Here is a 20413-nt window from a genome sequence, read left to right on the forward strand (position 1 = left end):
TCCTGACCGGGTGAACGGTCCCGAGATCCACGTCGAGTTCGCTCCCGAGCTGCACGTGTTCGTCCCCCAGGCCCGGCGGGTGGGCACCCTGCGGGCCACCACGGACGGCCTCTCCAGTCTGGGCCATGTCGTCGAGTCGCTGGGTGTGCCGCTGACCGAGGTGGGCGCCCTGGTCGTGGACGGCCGCGAGGTGCCCGTCTCGCACGTCCCGGCGGCCGGAGAGTCGGTGACCGTTCGGACCGTCGCCCGACCCCAGCGGGTGCCGGGCGCGCCCCTGCGCTTCCTCCTCGACGTACACCTCGGCACACTGGCCCGCCGGCTGCGGCTGCTCGGCGTGGACACGGCCTACGAGTCGACCGACATCGGCGACCCCGCCCTCGCGGCGCGTTCGGCGGCCGAGCGGCGGGTCATGCTGAGCCGCGACCGGGGGTTGCTGCGGCGGCGCGAGCTGTGGGCGGGGGCGTTCGTGTACAGCACCCGGCCGGAGGAGCAGCTTCGGGACGTCCTGGAGCGCTTCCAGCCCGAGTTGCTCCCCTGGACGCGGTGCACGGCCTGCAACGGGGTGCTCCGCAAGGCGACCAAGGACGAGGTCGCCGATCAGCTGAAGCACGGGACGCATGCGATGTACGACGTGTTCGCGCAGTGCACCGCGTGCGGCCGGGCGTACTGGAAGGGTGCGCATCACGAGCAGCTCGAAGCGATCGTGGAGCGGGCGATGGCGCTTCGGTCGGAGCGCCGTTGACAGTTGGGCGCCGCGGGGAACTGCGGGCCGTCGGTGGCTGGTCGCGCAGTTCCCCGCGCCCCTTGGAGGGCGTCTAACGCCTGGTCAGGTCCTTCTTGCCGCAGGCGATGCCGTCCCTGTCGCGGTCCAGCCCGAGCGGATCGTCCCTGCCGTTGACCTTCAGGCGGCCGTAGTCGTTCGCCTTGAGCCACGCACAGCGGGACGCCGTCGTCTTCTTCACCTCCGCCGGGAAGTCGGTCGGCACGCAGACGTTGATCGAGCCGTAGTGCCGGTCGCAGCCGGAGATCGTCGGGCTGACCTTCTGTGCCACCCGCTTCTTGCCGGGGCCCGTGACCTTGCCCTCGGGCGCGTCCGCGAAGTCGTGGACATGGGCCGAGGCGTCCGTCGCCTTGAGCGCCTGCGGGCCCTGGAGGTGCACCCACTTCGCCACCGACGGCACCCCGTTCGCGTCCACCGCGAAGAGCATGTACCAGCCGGGCGGAGCCAGGTTGGGGTTGCTCGTCACGTTCAGGTCGACGTTGTCGCCGTCGACGGACAGTGGCAGGTCCACGAACCGCTGGTTCGGGTCGGAGGAGTGCGTGACGGCGGCCGGACGGATCAGCTCGGCCTTGGCGATGGGCCGGTCGACGGTGATCCGCTGGGTGTCGCCGTAGTTCCACTCGGTGTCGATCACCGAGGTGATCGAGGGGCGCGGGCCCTTGAACAGATAGGGCGGGCTGTAGACCGACACGTCGTGGTTCCAGGAGCCGTTGCCCGGGTTGTCGCCGGTGGTCATCACCCGGCCGTCAGGGAGCAGGAACGCCGAGGAGTGGTAGCCGCGCGCCTCGGGGTCGACGGCCACCGGGTCGAAGGTCTCCGACGCGGGGTCGAAGATCGACGTCTCGTAGACCGGGTTGGCGCGGTTGTGCAGCGCGCCGCCCGTCTCCAGCACCTTGCCGTCGGGCAGGAGCACGGCGGAGACGTACATCTTGCCCTGGTTCCCGGTCTGCGGCACCGGGCCGTTGCCCAGGTCGACCGTGCCCTGTGGGATCGGCGGCCCGGCCATGTACGCGGGGCTGGGCTGCTTGAGGTCGATGATGTCGGTCAGGCGGTTCGCCTCCGGGTTGGAGTCGATGTTGCCGCCTCCGAGGGTGAGGACCTTCTGGTCCTGTGCCGGGGGCAGCAGCACGCTGGCCGACTGGTCGCGCTCGTCCTTCTTCTGGAGGCCGGGGACCTGGGTGATGGTGTTGGCGCCGTAGTCGTAGATCGCCGAGCCGGTGCCGGGGATGTTGTTGCCGAAGACGTGGCTGCCCGAGTAGAAGAGGCGGCCGTCCTGCATGAGGATCATCGACGGGTACAGGCCCCAGTACGACCAGGTCTGGTTGACCTTCCACAGCGGCTGCCACTGCTGCTCGGCCTCGGAGAACAGCTCGGCGGTGACCGAGCCGCTGGAGTCCTCGCGCAGGCCGCCGAAGGAGATGACGTCACCGTTGCCGAGGATCGTGGCCGACGGGTACCAGTGGCCGTCGTTCATGTCGTTGGTCTTCGTGTAGGCCTCGGTCTCCGGGTCGAAGATGTACGAGTCCTTGTAGCCCTGGTAGCCGACGCGGCCGTCCGCCGTCGGGTAGCCCTTGTTGCCGCTCATCACCAGCACGCGCCCGTCCTGGAGCTGCACATGGCCGGCGCAGAACATGTCCTTCGGTGTGGGGATGACCTTGTAGGAGCCGTTCGCCGGGTCGTAGACGGCCGAGGTGAAGGTGCCGGCCTTGAACATCGACTCGTCGTTGCCGGAGCCCGCGATGAGCAGCACCTTGCCGTTGTGGAGGACGACGGAGTGCATGGAGCGGACCGGGTTCTTCGTGGGCAGCACGTCCCACGTGCCGTTGGCGCACTGCTCGGCCGTGCCGGTGCAGTCCGGCGGCGGGACCGGGGCGGCGACCTGCTCCATCGTGTAGTCGTCGGTGGTGGCCGAGCCGGTGCCGTAGACGGAGACGCCCCAGGAGATGCGGTCGGTGCCGGCCGGGACCTCGGGGGTGCGGACGGTGGCCTCGGTCCAGGTGCCGGCCATGTCCAGCGTCTTGAGGTCGGTCCAGTACTGCCAGCCGGCCGTCTTGTCGTGCCGGAAGAGGGTGACCGAGGCGTCCGGGGTGGTCGTCTTGTACCAGAGCCCGAGGTCGTACTGCCTGCCCGGCGTCACCACCGGCGCGCACTCGGCGGACTCGGTGATCAGGGCCTTGCGGTCGCCGTCGACACGGCGGGTCAGCTCGACCTTCATGGCCTTGGAGCCGGTGTGCGCGTCGGCCGTGGCGGTGAAGGTGAAGTCGTTGTCGCCCCAGCCGGACTTCTCCCAGCAGTACGGCATGTCGCCGGTGCCGGCGGTCTCGAAGCCGGGGTTCCTGATGAGGTTGGCGGCGGAGGCGGGCTGGGGTGCGGTCAGCAGGAGGCCGGCCGTGAGGGCGCCCACGCCGACGAGTGCGGTTCTTCTCCGGTACTTGTTCACACGGCTCTCCTTGCGGTGCGGCCGTCGCGCACGGGCTTCTCACCGGCCCGGCGCGGCAGGTAGACCAGCGCTTCGGTCGCCACGAAGCGCAGGACGAAAGTCGTCACCAGCGCGAGCGCGGTGGCGGACAGCACGCCCAGGTGCAACTGGTGCACGAACAGGGCGATCAGCGGGATACGCAGCACCAGATCGGCGTTGGCGAGCAGCGCGAACCGGCCCGCCCGGTCCCACCAGCGCCGGTGCCGGCGCCGCTCGCGGAACAGCAGGTGCTCGATGAGCACGAAGTTCCAGGCGACGCCGAGCTGGTTGGCGAGGATCTCCGCCGGTACGTAGTGCATGCCGGCGGCGGTCAGCGCCCACAGGCCGAGCAGGTTCGGCAGGAAGCCGGTGAGCCCGATCAGGCCGAAGCCGACCATGCGCGCGACCGGCGAGGCGGCGCGCAGCCCGGCCAGGTGGCGCAGGAACCGCAGGCCCTCCTGCGCGGTCGACTTGGACTCCCCGGCGAACCGGTCCTGGAAGACGAAGGGCACCTCGGTGACCTTGCGCGGGCGGCTGCGGACGGCGAGTTCGAGGAGGATCTTGTAACCGAGCGGCTGGAGCACCTCGGCGGTGACCGCGCTGCGGCGGATCGCGAAGAAGCCGCTCATCGGGTCGCTGATGCCGTGCAGCCGGCGCGGGAACAGTGCCTTGGTCAGCCAGGTCGCCCCGCGCGAGACGGCCACCCGGTAGCTGCCCGCGAGCCCGGCCCGGCTGCCGCCCTTGATGTACCGGGAGGCGACGACGAGCCCGGCGTTCGCCCGCTCGCCCGTGGCGACCAGGTCGGGCACCAGGGACGGCGGGTGCTGGCAGTCGCCGTCCATGACGACGATCCAGTCGGACGTGGCGGCCTTCAGTCCCTCGACGACCGCGCCGCCGAGCCCGCCCACCGGTTCCTGCCGGTGCAGGACGGTCACCGGGAAGGGGCAGTCCTGCGCCGCCTTCTCGATGACCTCGGGCGTGTCGTCGGTGGAGTCGTCCACGAAGAGGACTTCGCAGGGCAGCCGGGCGGGTACGGCCTCGGTGATCTGGTGCAGCAACTGCCGTACGTTCGCCGACTCGTTGAACGTCGGTACGACGATGGTGACGGCGCCCGGCTCGGGGATCTCGGCGGTCTCGACGACCTCTCCGGGGACGGTGGACTCCTGGCTCATCGCGCGCCTCCGGCGGACGTCTGGATCTGGCGGATCTCGATGCGGTCCTCGCCGGTGCCGAAGGTGGCGACCGGGTCCGAGTGCTCCATGGCGGCCTTGACGTTGGGCAGGTCGGCCGCGTCGCGCCGCACGGTCGGCGAGGCGACGACGTAGTCCAGGTCCTTCCAGCCGCGCGGCATCGTCTTCGTCACCGCCGGGTCGAGGTCGGCCTTGTAGAACCAGATGACGCCGAGGCCCGGCCGGTAGCCCTGGTGCACCAGGTCCAGCCAGAGGGCGTCGTCGACCAGGACGCGGGTGCGCTCCGGGTGCTCGACCTCGGTGGCCAGCCACTTGGACGCGGCCTTGTAGGGGGCGTTGGCGTCGGTGGTGACGGCGGTGCGGGCGCCGTCGTACCAGTGCGGTACGACGTAGGCGCCGGCGGCGAGGGCGAGGACCGTGGCGAGCGCGTACCGGCCCACGCTGACGTACCGTTTCTCCGCCTCGGAGCGCCAGCGGCTCAGCACCGCGTGGGCGACGGAGGCGGTTCCTCCGGCGAGGACCAGGGCGAGGAACGGCAGGGCCTGGATGACGTACATCGCGGGCAGGTAGCCGTTGGGGCGCAGGGCCAGGGCGGCGAAGATCGCGACGGCCAGGGCGGGTCCGGCCAGGGCGCGCGCGGTGACGGACCAGCGCCAGGTGACGAGGAGCAGGAGGGCGCCCGCGAGGCCGCCGAGGGGCAGGATCCTGTCGTAGTACAGCCACGACTGGAGTACGCCCCAGGAGCCGGAGCCCTGGTCCAGGATGAAGCCCGAACCGGGCCTGGTCATCTGGTACTTGACGCCGTCCCAGAGGGAGACGTGCCCGGCGCCCGGCAGCAGCTCGCCCTTGAGCAGGGCGAACAGCGGATACGAGAAGCCGATCAGGGCGCAGGCCGTGACGGCTCCGGTGAGGGCGAACTTGCGGGTGTCCTTGTGGCTGTGCCGCCACATGGTGAGGAACAGGGCCGGCAGGACGATGAGCATCGTCTCTTTGGTGAGGACGGCCGTGGCGGCCGCGATCCCGGCCCCGAAGTGGTGCCAGAGGTGGCGGCTCGGGGAGGCGGCCAGGGTGAAGGCCAGCAGCGTCCACATCACCGCGAGGTTGTCGAGGAAGATCTCCCGCTGGAGGACGACGGCCAGCGGCGAGAGGCCGAAGAACACCATGCCGAGCGCGGCCGCCCAGCGAGGCAGGGCGAGGCGGCGGCCCAGGACGTAGACGAGGACCGCGCTGATGCCGCTGATCACCAGCATCGCGGCCCGCATGGTGCCGACCGTCATCGACTCGGGGCTGATCAACGCCGGGATCCAGGTCAGCACGGCGATCTGGATCCAGCCCAGCGGCGGGTGGTCGTACCAGTAGGTGTAGTGGGCCAGGCCGTTGCCCTGCTGGACCGACCAGGCCTGGGCGAGGTAGGTGCCCTCGTCGTCGCTGAGCGCCGGGTAGTCGGCGATGTTCCAGCCCTGCACGACGAGGATCGCCACGAGGAGGACACCGCACAGCAGCAGGTCGGACCGGGAGGAGCGCAGCCGGCTCGGCGGCTCCGGTCGTCGGTGGGCACCGGTGCGGGGCGCGGGCTGCCGCTGCGCGGGGACCTTGGCAGTGGTCACCGCGGGAAGGGTGGAGGTCACGCGGGAACGTCCTCTCGGGTCACGGGAACGTCCTGCCGGCTCACGGCCGTCTCGTCGAGATGCGCGCCCACATGGGTCGTCAGCTCCCAGTCGTTGCGGCCGCGCTGCTCGCGCCATACGGCACGGACGGCCGCCCCGGCGAGCAGGACCTGGTAGAAGGGGCCGCCCAGGACCAGCTTCAGGTAGTGCGCGAACCGCACGCGCAGTCCGTACTGCTTGCCGAAGTCGTGCAGTCCGACGATCTCGAAGACGAAGGTGACCAGGGCGGTGACGGCCGGCAGGAAGGTGATGAAGGCGATGCCGACCGGTACGTCCAGGAACAGCGCGATCGCCACGTTCAGCGGGATGATCAGGCCGGTGAAGGCCTGCATGAACGGTGTCATCAGGGTGTAGCGGGCGAGCAGCCGCTGCCCGAGGGTGGGCAGTTGCTTCCAGTCCTTCTTCCGGTACACCTGGAGGAACCCCTGGTTCCAGCGGGTGCGCTGCTTCAGCAGGGACATCAGCGAGCCCGGGGTCTCCTCCCGGGTCACCATGTCGGAGTCGTAGGCGACGACGACCTTCTTGCCGACGCTGGAGAGCCTGACGCCCAGGTCGCAGTCCTCGGCGAGGCAGTTCGGGTCCCAGCCGTCGGCTTTCCTGAGGACGTCCGTGCGGACGAAGACCGTGTTGCCGCCGAGCGGAATGAAACCTTTCTGCGCGTGCAGGTGGAGCCGCGAGCGGAACCAGAAGAAGTACTCCAGGCAGTTGCGCAGGCTGTACCAGCTGGAGTGGAAGTTGATCAGCTGCACCCCGCCCTGGACGACGTCCGCGCCGGTGGTGCGGAAGGCGTGGTCGACGTGGGCGAGGAGCTCGGGGTGGACCTGGTCCTCCGCGTCGAAGACGCCGACGACGTCGCCGCGGCAGTGCGGCAGTGCCGTGTTCATGGCCTTCGGCTTGTTCTTCTTCTCGTGGCGGTCGACGACGACCCGGACCCGTGGATCACGCGCCGCGGCCTGCTCGGCCACGGCGGTGGTCTCCGGGTCGTCGTGTCCGACGATCACGATGATCTCGAAGTCGGTGTGGCTCGATTCCAGCAGCCGCTGGATCGTGTGGTCCAGCACCGCCTGTTCGTGCCGTGCGGGCAGCAGCAGCGAGAACGAGACGTGCTCGGTCCCGTCCGGACTGCTGAACCGCGTGGAGGCGAGCACTTCCGGCGTACGCCAGGCGTGCATCTGCCACCACAGGGTGAACGCCGCCATCCAGAACAGGGCCAGTGAAACGGCAGCGATGAAGACAGACGTCAGCAAACAGATCCCCCCAGATCCCAGAACCCCCCGCCGTGACGGTCTATCTCAGCCATCACGGCACTGTGCAGAGATTAAGGGGGAACTGTGAAGCCTGGGGGCCGTTCAGATAAAGAGCGTGTTGCCGTTGGTTCCCGACGTCAGTCGCTCAGCACCGCACGCAACCTGTCAGCTTCGGTCGTCGGGGCATCGCAGGTGAAGTTGCGGCAGACGTACGCGGCCGGTTCACCGCCGACCAGCGGACGGTCCGCGAGCAGCGGAAACTCGTCACTCTCGGGGGCACCGACGGCGACGACCGCGCCTGGCGCGGTGCCCAGAAGTGCCGTGCGGTGCAAGGTCCTCGTCCCCTCGTGATCGAGGGACGGTCCCACGATCGCGACCTCGCGCGGCCCGTCCAGCGCGGCCTCGGCGGCGGCGAGCCCCCAGCCGATGAAGCGGGGCACGCGCGGCCCGAGCGCCTTGACGACGCCGAGGGCCTTCTCCGCGGCGGTGCGGTGGGGCTCCGACCCGGTGTGCGCGGCGTAGCTCAGCAGGGCGCCCGCCGCCGCGGTCCAGCCGGACGGGGCGGCGTTGTCGGTCGGGTCCTGCGGGCGCCGGATCAGCCGCTCGGCGTCTGCGGCGGTGTCGAACAGGGCGCCCGACTCCTCGTCGGTGAAGCGGGCCAGGACGTGGTCGAGGAGGAACCCGGCGAACTCCAGCCAGACGCCCTCCCCCGTGACGGACGCCAGCGCGAGGAAGCCCTCCGCCACGTCGGCGTAGTCCTCCAGCACGCCCGCGTTGGCGCCGGCGTGGCCGTCCTTGCTGGTGCGGGTGAGCCGGGCCTGCTCGTCGAGGTGCAGCCGGACGAGGAGGTCGGCGGCGGCGAGGGCGGCCTCGACGAGGTCGGGCCGGTCGAAGTAGGCACCGGTCTCGGCGAGCGCGGCGATCGCGAGGCCGTTCCACGCGGCGACGACCTTGTCGTCCCGGCCCGGGGCGGGACGCCCGGCTCGCTCCGCCAGCAGCCGTTCCCGGATGGAGGCGATCTTTTCGGCGTCGAACAGGCCGTCCTGCTGCGGCAGTTGGAGGACGGACTGACCGTGTTCGAACGTGCCTTCCTCGGTCACCCCGAAGTACTGGACCGCGAGCTCGGCGTCCTGCTCGCCGAGCACCTCGCGCAACTGCCCGGGCGTCCACACGTAGTACGCGCCCTCGACGTGCTTGCCGGTGCCGTCGTCGCTGTCGGCGTCCAGTGCGGAGGCGAACCCGCCCTCGGCGGTTCGCAGTTCGCGCACCATGAAGTCGGCGGTCTCCAGGGCGACCCGACGGGCCAGCTCGGAGCCGGTGGCGCGCCAGAGGTGGGCGTAGACCCGGCACAGCAGGGCGTTGTCGTACAGCATCTTCTCGAAGTGCGGCACGATCCAGTCGCGGTCGACGGAGTAGCGGGCGAAGCCGCCGCCGAGCTGGTCGTAGATGCCGCCCCGGGCCATGCGCTCACAGGTGTCCTGCGCCATCTGGAGAGCGCCCTCGGCACCGGTGCGGGCGTGGTGGCGCAGCAGGAACTCCAGCACCATGGACGGCGGGAACTTCGGCGCCCCGCCGAATCCGCCGCGCTGCGGGTCGTACTCGCGGGTGAGCGCGAGCAGCGCCTGCGCGAGCTCCTGCTCGCCGGGCGTCTGCGCGTCACCGTAGGAGATCTCCCGCCCGGCCAGGTCCCGGACGATCTTCCCGGCGACCTCGGTGACCTCGTCCCGCCGCTCCTCCCACGCCTGGTGGACGCCCTGGAGCACCTGCCGGAAGGACGGCATGCCCTGGCGCGGGGCGGGTGGGAAGTACGTGCCGAAGTAGAACGGCTCGGCGTCCGGGGTGAGGAAGACGGTCATGGGCCAGCCGCCCTGGCCGGTCGCCGCCTGCACGGCCTCCATGTAGACCGCGTCGACGTCCGGGCGCTCCTCACGGTCGACCTTCACGCTCACGAAGTGCGCGTTGAGGTACTCGGCGGTCTGCTGGTCCTCGAAGGACTCGTGCGCCATCACGTGACACCAGTGACAGCTGCTGTAGCCGATGCTGAGCAGCACGGGCACGTTCCGCTTGCGGGCCTCCTCGAAGGCCTCCGCCGACCAGGGCCACCAGTCCACGGGGTTGTCGGCGTGCTGCAGGAGGTAGGGGGACGTCTCGTGCGCCAGTCGGTTCGGCATGGTGTCCATCCTGCCGCAGTACCCCGCCCGGCACGCGTCAGGCGCCGCGCGGGCGCCGCCCGGGGCGCACACCCGACGGACGCGCGGCGCCTCAACCCGCCCGCGTCTTCACATAATCGGGCCGGGCACGCCCCCTCGCCCCGATGCGCCGTCGGCAGCACACTTGACCAAGGAAACGACCAGTACGACGACCTAGGTGCGCCGGTGCCGCCGGAGGGGGACGTGACATGCGGGACAGTCATCGGGCGGAAGCCGAGCGGCTGTTGGCACAGGCCGTGGAGGAGGAGGTGCGCCGGACGGGCGGGCGCACGGACGGGAAGGTGCTGCTCGCGCGGGCACGCGGGGCGCTCGACACGATGGCGCAGAGCGCGGCCGAGGAGTACGAGGCCTACACGCGCGCCCTGGACGAGGCGGCGGCCGGGCAGCTCACCTTCGGGCAGCGCTACGCCCGGGAAGGCGCCGGGACACCGCTGCTGGTGGCCGGGGTCGCGGCGGTCGCGGCCGTGGTCGCCGACATGGCCCTCGGCACGGACACCGGGACGGCGCTGGGCGCGGGCGTGACCGTGGGTGTCGTGGGCGCCGCGGCGACCGTCGTGAAGGTGGTCGGCTCACATCTGCCGGCCGCGCACCACCGGGCCGGGGCCGCGAGCCAGCCGGGCGGGCCCGAACAGCTGCGGCTGCAGTGGCTGACGGCACTGGAGGTGCGGGGCATCCGGCCGTTCCTGGACCAGCAGCGGGTGCTCGCCGCCTCCACGGGGCCGAAGAAGACCGGGCCGCGGCTGCGGGGCGCCGACAAGAGCGCGGCGGCGCGCGGGCGCAACGTGCTGGAGCAGTCCTTCGCGCAGCTCCCGGAACCGGCGGAGCCGTTCGCGGGGCGCCGGCACGAGCTGGCGCAGATCCGGCAGTGGGTGCAGGCGGCCCGGGCGAGCACTCAGACCCAGCCGACGGTGGTCGTCCTGCACGGCACGCCCGGCAGCGGCCGTACGGCCCTCGCGGTGCACGCCACGCACGATCTGAAGGACTACTTCCGCGGCGCCTGCGTCGTCGACCTGCGCGCCGAGGGCCGGGGCGAGTCCCCGCTGTCCACCCGCGACGCCCTGCTGCACCTGCTCAACCGGCTCGGCGCGCCCCGCGAGCAACTGCTGTTCCGCGAGCGCTCCTCCCCCGACCAGCAGGTCAAGCGGCTGAGCGAGCTGTACCACCAGCATCTGACCGGCCTGCCGGTCACGGTCGTCCTGGACGACGCCTCGGACGCGGGGCAGGTCCGGGCCCTGGTCCCGGAGCGGTCCGACAGCCTGGTGCTGGTGACCGCGCGGGGCCCGCTGGAGCTGGGCGAGCTGCCCGCGCGGGTGCACCAGCTGGCGGTGGCGCCGCTGGACGCGGCGGGTGCGGAGGAACTGCTGGGCGCGGCGGCCCAGGACCGGTCCGGACCGTACGACGCCGAGTCCGCCGACCGGGTCCGGGAGCTGTGCGGCGGGCTGCCGCTGGCGCTGCGCATCGCCGGCTCGTGCCTCGGCCCGCGCTCCCCGCGCGCGCTGGCCACGGACCTCGGCGCGTACGGCCCGGTCGATCCCGTCGAACGCGCCCTGTGGCTGCGCTACACCGACCAGCCCGAGCCCGTACGGCGGCTGCTGCGCCGCCTGGCCCTGGCCGGCCGGGCCTCGCTGGGCGCCGCCGCGGCCGCCGCCCTGCTGGCCACCGACGAGGCGGAGGCCACACGCCACCTCCAGGCCCTGACCCGGGCGGGCCTGATCGACCACGTGCGGGGCGACCGCTACCGGCTGCACGACCTGGTCCGTGCCTTCGCGCAGGCCCGGCTCCTCGACGAGGAGGAACCGGCCGAGCGCACGGCGGCGCAGGAACGGCTGATCGTGAACTACGCCGAGCTGGCCGACTCGGTGCTGCGCATGGTCGACGGCAACATGTCGACCCGCACGAACCGCTTCAGCCCGTACGGCTTCCCCTCCCTCGACGAAGCGCTGCGCTGGCTGGACGACGAGTCGAGCTTCATCACGGCGGCGCTGCGGCACGCCGAGGGCGTGAACCAGGCGTCGGTCCTGAACCTCCTGGGCGCCCTGTGCGACTACTGCCTGCTGCGCGGCGACCTCTACCGCCTGGGCGAGATCAGCGAGCTGGCCCAGGCGGTGGACGAGGGCCTGCTGGTCCGCTCGGTGCAGTGGCGCACCGGCATCGCGGCACGGCAGCTCGGCGAACTGGACAAGGCGCGCACGACCCTCGCCTCGGTCGTCGACCTGTACCGGGAGGCCCATCACGACGCGGGTGCCGCCCGCGCCCTGTGCTCCCTCGGCATCACCCTGCACCACCAGGGCAATCTGACGGAGGCGTCGGCGAAGCTCCGCGAGGCACTCGCCCTGCAGTCCTCCCCCGAGCTGGCGACGGACCGGGCGTGGACGATGCACGCCCTGGCGGCGGTGGAGCGGGACCGGGCCCGGGTGGCGGAGGCGCTGGACCTGCTGACCGAGTCGCTGGTGCTGCACCGGCGGGGCGAGTCCGTGCACGGTCAGGCCTGGGCCCACTTCCAGCTCGGCCAGCTCGGCCTGCGCATGGGCGACGTCCCGCGGGCCGAGGCCGAGCTGCGCGCGGCCCTGGAGCTGTACGGCCGCACCCGTGACGCCCGCGGCGAAGCCTGGGCCCTGACCCAGCTGGCCCGGGCGCTGCTGGTCGCCGGTGACGCGTCCCCGGCCGTGGAGGAACTGCGCGGGGCCGCCGCCCGGCACCGCGAGAACGAGGACGCGCGCGGCGAGGCGTGGACGCTGTACTACCTCGGCCAGGCCCTGGAGGAGACGGGCAACCTGGACCAGGCGGTCCGTGAACTGGAACGCTCCCGCACGATGTTCTCCCGTATGCGGGACGTCTACGGCCTGGCCTGCGCTCGCCACCACTCGGCCCGCGTCACCCGCGACCAGCGCGCGGCCCAGACGGGTTCCCTGCGCAACTCCGGCTTCGCCCGCCAGCTCCTGGTGGACGCCCGCGCCGACTTCCAACGCATCGGCGTCGCCCACGGCGAGGCGTGGACCTGCCTGGAGCTTGCGGTGGTGGACGCGGGCAACGCCCGCACCCAGCAGGCCCTGGCACTGTGCGACGAGGCGGCGGATCTCTTCATGTCGTACGGCGACCGCCGGGGCGAGGACTGGGCCCGCTTCCTGCGCTGCACGCTGCTGCCGTACGCGGCCCCCGGCGGTATGGAGGTCGGCACGGCCGTGGCCCAGGAGGAACTGGCCCAGCTGTCCCGCGCGAGCCATCCGCTGCGCGACCAGAAACTGGACGACTACCTCGACGCGTACGCCCTGCTGCTGGAACGCGGCGTGACCCTGGAGGCGGGCTGGCAGGCCTGGCGCCTGGGCATGGTGCCGAACCGGCATGCGCGGGAGGTGATGGGCGTGGCCGTGGAGTCGAAGGCGTAGGGACGCCCCCCTGGGCGGGCACGCGACGCACCCGTCGGCGGCGGACGGCCACCGACGGGTGCCCCCCCGGGGAGAGACGGACGCCCCGGGAGGGGGCGTCAGCCCTGCTTCTGCTTGCCCTGGCCGGAGGCCTCCGCGTCCGCGGGCTCCGGTTCAGCCTGCTCGGCCTGCTCGGCCTGCTCGGCCTGCTCGGCCTTGGGGTCGGGAACCTGCGTGAAGTCGACCCTGTTCATGTGCCGGCTCATGGACTTCATCAGGGCCCACACCGCCAGGGCCATCGCCGCGAAGACGATGAAGCCGAGGACGCCGGGGGTGACCTTGTCCTCGTCGACCTCTTTGGCGAAGGTGACGAGGTGCGTCATTGCCAGGCTTGCGCTTGCGCTCATGTCAGGCATTGTCGCGGACGCCCGCGAAGAGGTCGTCCTCGGGGAGGGAGGTATCGACGAGGGACTTCGCCAGCTCGTACTCCTCCGTCGGCCAGACCTCCTTCTGGATGTCCATCGGCACCTTGAACCAGCCGCCGTCCGGGTCGATCTGCGTGGCGTGCGCGATCAGCGCCTTGTCGCGGATCTCGTAGAAGTCGCCGCAGGGGACGTGCGTGGTGAGCGTGCGCTCCTTCATCCCGAATTCGTCCCAGCGCTTGAGCCAGTCCCCGTAGGGCGACTCCAGACCCCGGTCGAGCATCGCCTGGTGCAGCGCCTCGGTGCGGGGGCGGTTGAAGCCCTGGTTGTAGTAGAGCTTCTGCGGCTGGTACGCGGGGCCGTACTCGGCCTCCGGGTACTTCTCGGTGTCCGCCGCCCCCTCGAACGCCACCATCGAGATCTTGTGGGTCATGATGTGGTCGGGGTGCGGGTAGCCGCCGTTCTCGTCGTAGGTCGTGATCACCTGCGGACGGAAGGAGCGGATCTTGCGCACCAGCTCACCGGCCGCGTGGTCGACGTCCTGCAGGGCGAAGCAGCCCTCCGGCAGCGGCGGCAGCGGGTCGCCCTCGGGCAGGCCCGAGTCGACGAAGCCGAGCCACTCCTGCTTGACGCCCAGGATCTCCCGGGCCTCGTCCATCTCCTTCTTGCGTACCTCGTGGATGTGCTCCTCGACGTACTTGTCCCCCTGGAGCTTCGGATTGAGGATGGAGCCGCGTTCCCCGCCTGTGCAGGTCACGACCAGCACGTCCACCCCCTCGGACACGTACTTGGCCATGGTCGCCGCGCCCTTGCTCGACTCGTCGTCGGGGTGGGCGTGAACGGCCATCAGTCGCAACTGGTCAGTCAAGACTCATTCCTCAGTAAGTCGGCGCCCTGTGTGCGTCGGCGCAATCAGCGGCTTCTATAGTGACCGAACCGGGGGGCGAATAATTCCGGGCCCCGGTCACGAGCCCCCTTACGGGACGTTCGTCCCGGCCCTGTCTGGAGGACGATCATGAGTACGGCGACCACGCGACTGCCCGAGGGACGTTACGGCCGTTCCTCGGACGAGCGCGCCGACCGCACACTCAAGATCGTCGGCGCCGTCCTCGCGGTGGCGCTGCTGGGGCTCGTCGGCTGGTTCGGCTACCACTACGTCGCCCAGAGCGAGATCAGCGCCGAGGTGATCAGCTTCGAGCCCGGCAAGGAGTCCGTGCAGGTGCACCTGGAGGTCCGCAAGGACGCCGGTGCCGACGGCTACTGCACCGTGCGCTCGCAGGCCGAGAACGGTGCCGAGGTCGGCCGGGCCGATTTCCGCTTCGACGGGGACGCCACCCGCATCGACAAGGTCGTCACGCTCCGTACGACCTCCCCGGGGACGACGGCCGAGCTGCTGGGCTGCCACACCGGCTGAGACCCCGCCCGAGTCACCTGCAATACGTAGCGCCTGACCTGCGTTGACGTGAAACTGGTGGCTTATGTCCTCCCCCTTCCGCTCCTGAATTGTTAGGCTCGTGGTTTCGCCCATCCGTGAAGGAACATGCTTCTGGGTAGGGCGATGCTTTGTATTCCCAGTACCTACGAGGAGCACCTGTGACCCAGACCAGCGAGAACGTCACCTGGCTGACCCAGGAGGCGTACAACAAGCTCAAGGCTGAGCTTGAGTACCTTACTGGTCCCGCGCGGGCTGAGATCTCCGCGAAGATCGCCGCCGCGCGCGAGGAGGGCGACCTGCGTGAGAACGGCGGGTACCACGCAGCCAAGGAGGAGCAGGGCAAGCAGGAACTCCGTGTGCGCCAGCTCACCCAGCTCCTCGAGAGCGCCAAGGTCGGCGAGGCGCCCGCGGCGGACGGCGCCGTGGCGCCCGGCATGGTCGTCACGATCGCCTTCGACGGTGACGAGGACGACACTCTGACGTTCCTGCTCGCCTCGCGCGAGTACGCGAGCACCGACATCGAGACGTACTCACCGCAGTCCCCGCTGGGCACCGGCGTGATCGGCCACAAGGTCGGCGAGGACGCCGAGTACGAGCTGCCGAACGGCAAGAAGGCATCGGTGAAGATCCTCAAGGCCGAGCCGTACGAGGGCTGAACCGCCTCGACCGACGTCTTGCCTGCCCCCGGCGCCGCGCGGCGCCGGGGGCATCGTCATGCCGTCGCGGACCGGTACTTGCGCACCGCCAGCGTCCGGAAGACGACCAGGATCAGGACCGAGTAGATCAGCGAGGCCCAGACGGGGTGTTGCATGGGCCAGGCGTCCGACGGTGACTGGCCCGGGTTGGCGAACAGCACTCGGCAGGCCTGGACCGTGGCGCTGAAGGGGTTCCACTCGGCGATGTGGCGCAGCCACGGGGTCATGTGGCTGGTGTCCACGAACGCGTTCGAGATGAAGGTGACCGGGAAGAGCCAGATCAGACCGCTGGACGTGGCCGCCTCAGGGGTCCGGACGGACATGCCGATCAGGGCGCCGATCCAGGTGAACGCGTACCCGAGCAGGAGCAGCAGGCCGAAGGCCCCGAGCACCTTGCCGAGGTTGGTGTCGCCGTCCGACCCGACGCGCCAGCCGACCAGGAGGGCGACCACCGCGAGGACGACCAGGGTGAGGGCCGTCTGCACCGAGTCGGCGAGGGTGCGCCCGGTGAGGACCGCGCCGCGTGCCATGGGCAGGGACCGGAAGCGGTCGATGAGGCCCTTGTGCATGTCGTCGGCGATACCGGCGCCGGAGCTGGCGGTGGCGAACGTGACGGTCTGCGCGAAGATGCCCGCCATCAGGAAGTTCTTGTAGTCGACGGCGCTGGTGCTGCTGCCGATCTGCATGGAACCGCCGAAGACGTAGGTGAACAGCACCACGAACATGATCGGCTGGATCAGTCCGTAGATGATCATCTCCGGGATCCTGGACATGCGGATCAGGTTGCGTTGCGCGACGACCATCGAGTCCCGGATGGACTGGCTGACCGGGTTCGTGGCCGGCGCGACGCGCACGGTGTCGGTGACGGCACTCACTTCACGGCCTCCTCGTCGTTCTCCTCGTTCTTCGCCTCGGCCACGTGTCCCGTCAGCGACAGGAAGACGTCGTCGAGGGTCGGCCGGCGCAGGCCGATGTCGTCGATCTCGATGCCCCGGGTGTCCAGTTCCCGGATGACCTCCGCCAGGAGCTTGGCGCCGCCGGTCACGGGCGCGGTGAGCTTGCGCATGTGCTCCTCGACCGTGGTGTCGCCCTTGCCGAAGCCGGCGAGCACCTCGGCGGCGGCCGGGATGTGCTCGCGCTCGTGCACCACGACCTCGACGCGCTCGCCGCCGGTGCGGGCCTTGAGCTGGTCGGAGGTGCCCTTGGCGATGACCTTGCCGTGGTCGACCACCGCGATGTCGTGTGCCAGGTGGTCGGCCTCTTCCAGGTACTGCGTGGTCAGCAGCAGCGTCGTGCCGCCGGAGACCAGTTGCTTGATGACCTCCCACAGCTGCTGGCGGTTGCGGGGGTCGAGGCCGGTCGTCGGCTCGTCCATGAACATCACGGGCGGCGAGACGACCAGGGCCGCCGCGAGGTCGAGCCGGCGGCGCATGCCTCCGGAGTAGGTCTTGGTGGGGCGGTCGGCCGCGTCCGCGAGGTGGAACTGCTCCAGCAGCTCGGCCGCGCGCTCCTTCGCCGCCTTGGCCTTCATCTGGTAGAGCCGGCCGACCATCTGCAGGTTCTCGCGGCCGGTCAGGTATTCGTCGACGGCCGCGAACTGGCCGGACAGACCGATGGAGCGGCGGACGGCGTCGGGCTGTTTGAGCACGTCGATGCCCGCTACGACCGCCCGTCCGCTGTCGGGGCGCAGCAGGGTGGTCAGGCAGCGGACGGTCGTCGTCTTGCCCGCGCCGTTCGGCCCGAGCAGGCCGAGGACCGTGCCCTCGGGCACGTCGAGGTCGACGCCGTCCAAGGCCCTTACGTCACCGAAGGTCTTGACCAGACCTTCGGCATAGATGGCGCCTGGCATAAAAGTCTCCACGTCTTCGGGGATCGCCGGACAGGATGGATCAGGTATCGCACGGACACACCATAACGCGATGTATCGCGTCTCACAACGAGGTTTTCCGCGTGGTGCTCGGTGTGACGAAAGGATCTTGAGCCCGGCTCCGGAGGCGGTCAGCCCATGACCGTGTAGCCCGCCTCGCGCAGCGCCTGGCCCACCTCGGCGCAGTGCGCCGGGCCCTTCGTCTCCAGGTGCAGCTCGACCTCCGCCTCCGTGAGCCCGAGCCGTGGGTCGGTTCGTACGTGACTCACATCGAGGACATTAGCGTCGACCACTGACAACACACCCAGAAGTGTGGCCAGAGCTCCGGGCCGGTCCGTCAGCCGCAGCCGGACGGCCAGGTAGCGGCCCTGCGCGGCCATGCCGTGCCGCAGCACCCGCTGCATCAGCACCGGGTCGACGTTGCCGCCGGACAGCACCGCGACGACCGGCCCCTCGAAGGAGCCGGGCCGGCTCAGCAGCGCCGCGACCGGGCTCGCCCCGGCCGGCTCCACGACCAGCTTGGCCCGCTCCAGGCACAGCAGCAGCGCGGCGGACAGCTCGTCCTCGCTGACCGTGCGCACCTCGTCGACCAGCTCGCCGACGATCCCGAACGGCACGTCGCCGGGCCGCCCGACCTTGATGCCGTCGGCCATCGTCGCCGGATTCTCGACCGTGACGGGCCGGCCCGCCGCCAGCGAGGGCGGATAGGCCGCCGCGCCCTCCGCCTGGACGCCCACGATCCGCAGATCCGGCCGCAGGGCCTTCACCGACACCGCGATCCCGGCGGCCAGCCCGCCCCCGCCGATACCGACCACGATCGTCCGCGCCTCCGGGCACTGCTCCAGGATCTCCAGGCCGACCGTGCCCTGGCCCGCGATGATGTCGGGGTGGTCGAAGGGATGGATGAACACCGCGCCCGTCTCGGCCGCGTACTCCTGCGCGGCGGCCAGCGTCTCGTCGACCACCTGGCCGTGCAGCCGCACCTCGGCACCGTAGTCCCGGGTGGCGCTGACCTTGGGCAGCGGGGCGCCCTTCGGCATGAACACCGTGGAGCGCACGCCGAGCAGCGCGGACGCCAGGGCCACGCCCTGCGCGTGGTTGCCGGCGCTCGCGGCGACGACACCGGCGGCGCGTTCCTCGGGCAGCAGTCCGGCGATCCGGACGTAGGCGCCGCGCAGCTTGAACGAACCCGTCCGCTGGAGGTTCTCGCACTTGAGATGCACCGGCGCGCCGACCAGCTGGGACAGGTGCCTGCTGCCCTCCATCGCGGTCACCCGCGCCACGCCCGAGAGCATCTTCTGGGCGCCGCGCACGTCGTCGAGGGTGACGGGCCGCAAGGAGTCAGCCGTGCTGTAGCTCATGACTCCAGCATCGCAGTTCACGAGCGGGAACGGCCGTTGTGACCAACCTCCGAGACCCGCTTTGCGCAGCGCCGGTACGGCCCGCCCCCCGGCCGCGTACCCTGTCCCCCAATCAGCCAGCCCTCCACGAAGTGAGCCCCCGGCCATGCCCACAACACCTGAAATGTCGATGGACATGACGACCGTCGGTGACACCGGTCTTCTCGACACCCTCCAGCACGAGGTGGCGGTGTTCGCACGCCGTGCCGAACAGACCCGGCTCGGCGGGGTCGGGCAGGTGCGCAACTCCATGGACCGCGCCGCATACCTGCTGCTCAACCGCCTCGACAAGGAAGGCCCGATGGGCGTCAAGGCCCTCGCCGCGAGCATGGGGATCGACTCCTCGACGGTCACCCGACAGGTGGCTCCGCTCGTCGACACCGGCCTGGTCAAGCGCACGTCGCACCCCGAGGACGGGCGGGCGGTGGTGCTCCAGCTGTCCCCGCGCGGGCAGTCCCGGCTGGAGGAAGTGCGCTCGTCCCGGCGGCAGTTGATGGCCGAGCTGACCGAGGACTGGGAGCCGGAGGAGCGCGAGGCGTTCTGCTCGCTCCTCACGCGCTTCAACAGCGCGCTGTCCGCCCGGATGTCGGTACAGGGGGTGCCGGGGCCGGAGGCGCAGTCGCCGTCCTGACCCCCACGCGCGCGTGGCCAGTGGAGCGGGCGGGACGCCGACGCCGTCCGCCGGCGGGCCGCGACGCAGTTGCTGCAGGCGGTCGGCCGGGCCCGGGTGAGGCTCTGGCCGCGGTGCGGCCCGCGCCCGCCGCCATCCGCCGTCCCGACCCGGTGCGCGACTCTTGACCCCGGGGCCACCCCTGGCCTGATATGAGACCGGGTCTCCGTGGTACGCGGCCGTCGCGCGCGTACCCGGCCGGGCCCGCATCCTCAGGGTCGCCGTCGGGCGGGAGGCGCGATGCGAGAGCGGCATGCGTCCCGGGCAACCCGTCGAGCCCGGGAGTTCGAGGCGTTCGTCGCGGGCGCGGCCGGGCGGCTGCTGCACGCCGCCACCCTGCTCACGGCGGAGGCCCCGGACGACAACCCGCGCGCGCGGCGCCTGCTGACCCTGTCGCTGGCGCACACGTACGCGTGCTGGGACCGGCTGCGCGGCGAGGATCCGTACGACCGCACCCGCCAGTACCTGGCGACCCGCTTCGCGCGCGGCGCGTGGCACCACCACGGCGCTCTCGGCCGCTCCCGGCCGCACCCGGCGAGCCCCTTGGCCCCGCTCACTCCGCAGGAGCGGCTCATCCTGGTTCTCAGGCTTTACGAGGGCGTCGCCGAGGAGCAGACGGCGGCCCTGCTCGGCCTGTCCGCGGAGCGCGTACGGGCCATCTGCCACCGGGCGACGACGACCCTGCTGCACCGCTCGCGGGGCGCGGCCCCGACGGTGACGGCCGCGAAGGCGGTGCCGTCATGAGCGGGAACGACCGCGACGCGGCCGTACGGCGGCTGCTGGAGCAGGCGTCGTCGCGGTCCGTGCCGCCCGAGATTCACGCGGAGGCCGTGCGCCGGGGCGGCCGGATGGTGCGGCGCAGGACGATCGCCCGGCGCCTGCTGTGGCTGCTGCTGTTCGCGGCGGCCGTGGCGTTCACGGTCTGGGCGCTGACGGCCCGCCCGTGGGTGGAGCCGCCGTCGGACACGACTCCACCTCTCACCGGCTGGTGACCCCGCCGGGGCCG

General features: G+C 71.2%; 17 protein-coding genes. 7 read left to right on the top strand and 10 right to left on the bottom strand.

The genetic code is table 11. The annotated features are described in order from the left end of the window. The first annotated feature begins 10 nt into the window (after window positions 1-10). Window positions 11-742, top strand: coding sequence for a Mut7-C ubiquitin/RNAse domain-containing protein (locus MQE23_RS16555; RefSeq protein WP_243379490.1), 732 nt, complete (start codon window positions 11-13; stop codon window positions 740-742). 73 nt (window positions 743-815) lie between these two features. Here the strand turns inward: MQE23_RS16555 and MQE23_RS16560 are convergent, their stop codons facing one another. From MQE23_RS16560 to MQE23_RS16580, 5 genes are all read right to left on the bottom strand, one after another. Continuing rightward, entirely contained in the window at window positions 816-3221 is a 2406-nt protein-coding gene (locus MQE23_RS16560; protein WP_020272418.1) for a galactose oxidase-like domain-containing protein, read from the bottom strand. After that, the gene (locus MQE23_RS16565; RefSeq protein ID WP_020272419.1) at window positions 3218-4411 is read right to left on the bottom strand and encodes a glycosyltransferase family 2 protein; all 1194 of its coding nucleotides are present in this window, start codon (window positions 4409-4411) and stop codon (window positions 3218-3220) included. Before MQE23_RS16565 ends, MQE23_RS16560 begins: the two co-directional genes overlap by 4 nt. Further along, entirely contained in the window at window positions 4408-6057 is a 1650-nt protein-coding gene (locus MQE23_RS16570) for a phospholipid carrier-dependent glycosyltransferase (RefSeq protein WP_020272420.1), read from the bottom strand. The genes MQE23_RS16565 and MQE23_RS16570 overlap by 4 nt, the downstream gene beginning before the upstream one ends. Next, the gene (locus tag MQE23_RS16575; RefSeq protein ID WP_243379491.1) at window positions 6054-7343 is read right to left on the bottom strand and encodes a glycosyltransferase; all 1290 of its coding nucleotides are present in this window, start codon (window positions 7341-7343) and stop codon (window positions 6054-6056) included. The genes MQE23_RS16570 and MQE23_RS16575 overlap by 4 nt, the downstream gene beginning before the upstream one ends. A gap of 137 nt (window positions 7344-7480) precedes the next feature. Next, the gene (locus MQE23_RS16580; RefSeq protein ID WP_037668977.1) at window positions 7481-9514 is read right to left on the bottom strand and encodes a thioredoxin domain-containing protein; all 2034 of its coding nucleotides are present in this window, start codon (window positions 9512-9514) and stop codon (window positions 7481-7483) included. 227 nt (window positions 9515-9741) lie between these two features. Between MQE23_RS16580 and MQE23_RS16585 the strand changes: the two genes are divergently transcribed. Next, a complete protein-coding gene (locus MQE23_RS16585; protein ID WP_243379492.1) occupies window positions 9742-12939 on the top strand; it encodes a tetratricopeptide repeat protein in 3198 nt (1065 codons plus the stop codon). A gap of 98 nt (window positions 12940-13037) precedes the next feature. On the opposite strand, the gene MQE23_RS16590 is transcribed toward MQE23_RS16585, so the two are convergent. Both MQE23_RS16590 and mca read right to left on the bottom strand, forming a co-directional pair. Then, window positions 13038-13334, bottom strand: a complete 297-nt coding sequence (locus MQE23_RS16590; protein ID WP_243379493.1) for a hypothetical protein — start codon at window positions 13332-13334, stop codon at window positions 13038-13040. Then, window positions 13327-14208 carry a mycothiol conjugate amidase Mca gene (gene mca, locus MQE23_RS16595; RefSeq protein ID WP_082319852.1) on the bottom strand — a complete coding sequence of 294 codons (882 nt, stop codon included), beginning with the start codon at window positions 14206-14208 and terminating at the stop codon, window positions 13327-13329. The genes MQE23_RS16590 and mca overlap by 8 nt, the downstream gene beginning before the upstream one ends. A gap of 147 nt (window positions 14209-14355) precedes the next feature. Between mca and MQE23_RS16600 the strand changes: the two genes are divergently transcribed. Together MQE23_RS16600 and greA are read left to right on the top strand one after the other, a co-directional pair. Continuing rightward, on the top strand, window positions 14356-14754 hold the full coding sequence (locus MQE23_RS16600) for a DUF4307 domain-containing protein (protein WP_020272427.1): 399 nt from the start codon (window positions 14356-14358) through the stop codon (window positions 14752-14754). A gap of 179 nt (window positions 14755-14933) precedes the next feature. After that, the gene (greA, locus tag MQE23_RS16605; RefSeq protein ID WP_010045682.1) at window positions 14934-15431 is read left to right on the top strand and encodes a transcription elongation factor GreA; all 498 of its coding nucleotides are present in this window, start codon (window positions 14934-14936) and stop codon (window positions 15429-15431) included. A 56-nt stretch (window positions 15432-15487) separates the two neighbouring features. Here greA and MQE23_RS16610 read toward each other — a convergent pair whose 3' ends face one another. From MQE23_RS16610 to ilvA, 3 genes are all read right to left on the bottom strand, one after another. Continuing rightward, window positions 15488-16345 (bottom strand): ABC transporter permease, encoded by an 858-nt coding sequence (locus MQE23_RS16610; RefSeq protein WP_020272428.1) that lies wholly within the window; start codon window positions 16343-16345, stop codon window positions 15488-15490. Then, entirely contained in the window at window positions 16342-17319 is a 978-nt protein-coding gene (locus MQE23_RS16615) for a daunorubicin resistance protein DrrA family ABC transporter ATP-binding protein (protein WP_020272429.1), read from the bottom strand. The genes MQE23_RS16610 and MQE23_RS16615 overlap by 4 nt, the downstream gene beginning before the upstream one ends. Window positions 17320-17468: 149 nt before the next feature. Continuing rightward, a complete protein-coding gene (gene ilvA, locus MQE23_RS16620; RefSeq protein WP_037668980.1) occupies window positions 17469-18698 on the bottom strand; it encodes a threonine ammonia-lyase in 1230 nt (409 codons plus the stop codon). 163 nt (window positions 18699-18861) lie between these two features. On the opposite strand from ilvA, the gene MQE23_RS16625 reads away from it, so the two are divergent. The 3 genes from MQE23_RS16625 (at window position 18862) to MQE23_RS16635 (ending at window position 20399) form a co-directional block, all read left to right on the top strand. Then, complete coding sequence (locus MQE23_RS16625) at window positions 18862-19368, top strand: MarR family transcriptional regulator (RefSeq protein ID WP_020272431.1); 507 nt, start codon at window positions 18862-18864, stop codon at window positions 19366-19368. Between the two features lie 279 nt (window positions 19369-19647). Beyond that, the gene (locus MQE23_RS16630) at window positions 19648-20151 is read left to right on the top strand and encodes a sigma factor-like helix-turn-helix DNA-binding protein (protein ID WP_243379494.1); all 504 of its coding nucleotides are present in this window, start codon (window positions 19648-19650) and stop codon (window positions 20149-20151) included. Continuing rightward, on the top strand, window positions 20148-20399 hold the full coding sequence (locus tag MQE23_RS16635; RefSeq protein WP_020277038.1) for a hypothetical protein: 252 nt from the start codon (window positions 20148-20150) through the stop codon (window positions 20397-20399). Before MQE23_RS16630 ends, MQE23_RS16635 begins: the two co-directional genes overlap by 4 nt. Window positions 20400-20413 lie beyond the last annotated feature (14 nt).

Origin of the sequence: Streptomyces sp. HP-A2021, assembly GCF_022807935.1 — a bacterium.
GTDB classification, from domain to species: Bacteria; Actinomycetota; Actinomycetes; order Streptomycetales; family Streptomycetaceae; genus Streptomyces; species Streptomyces afghaniensis.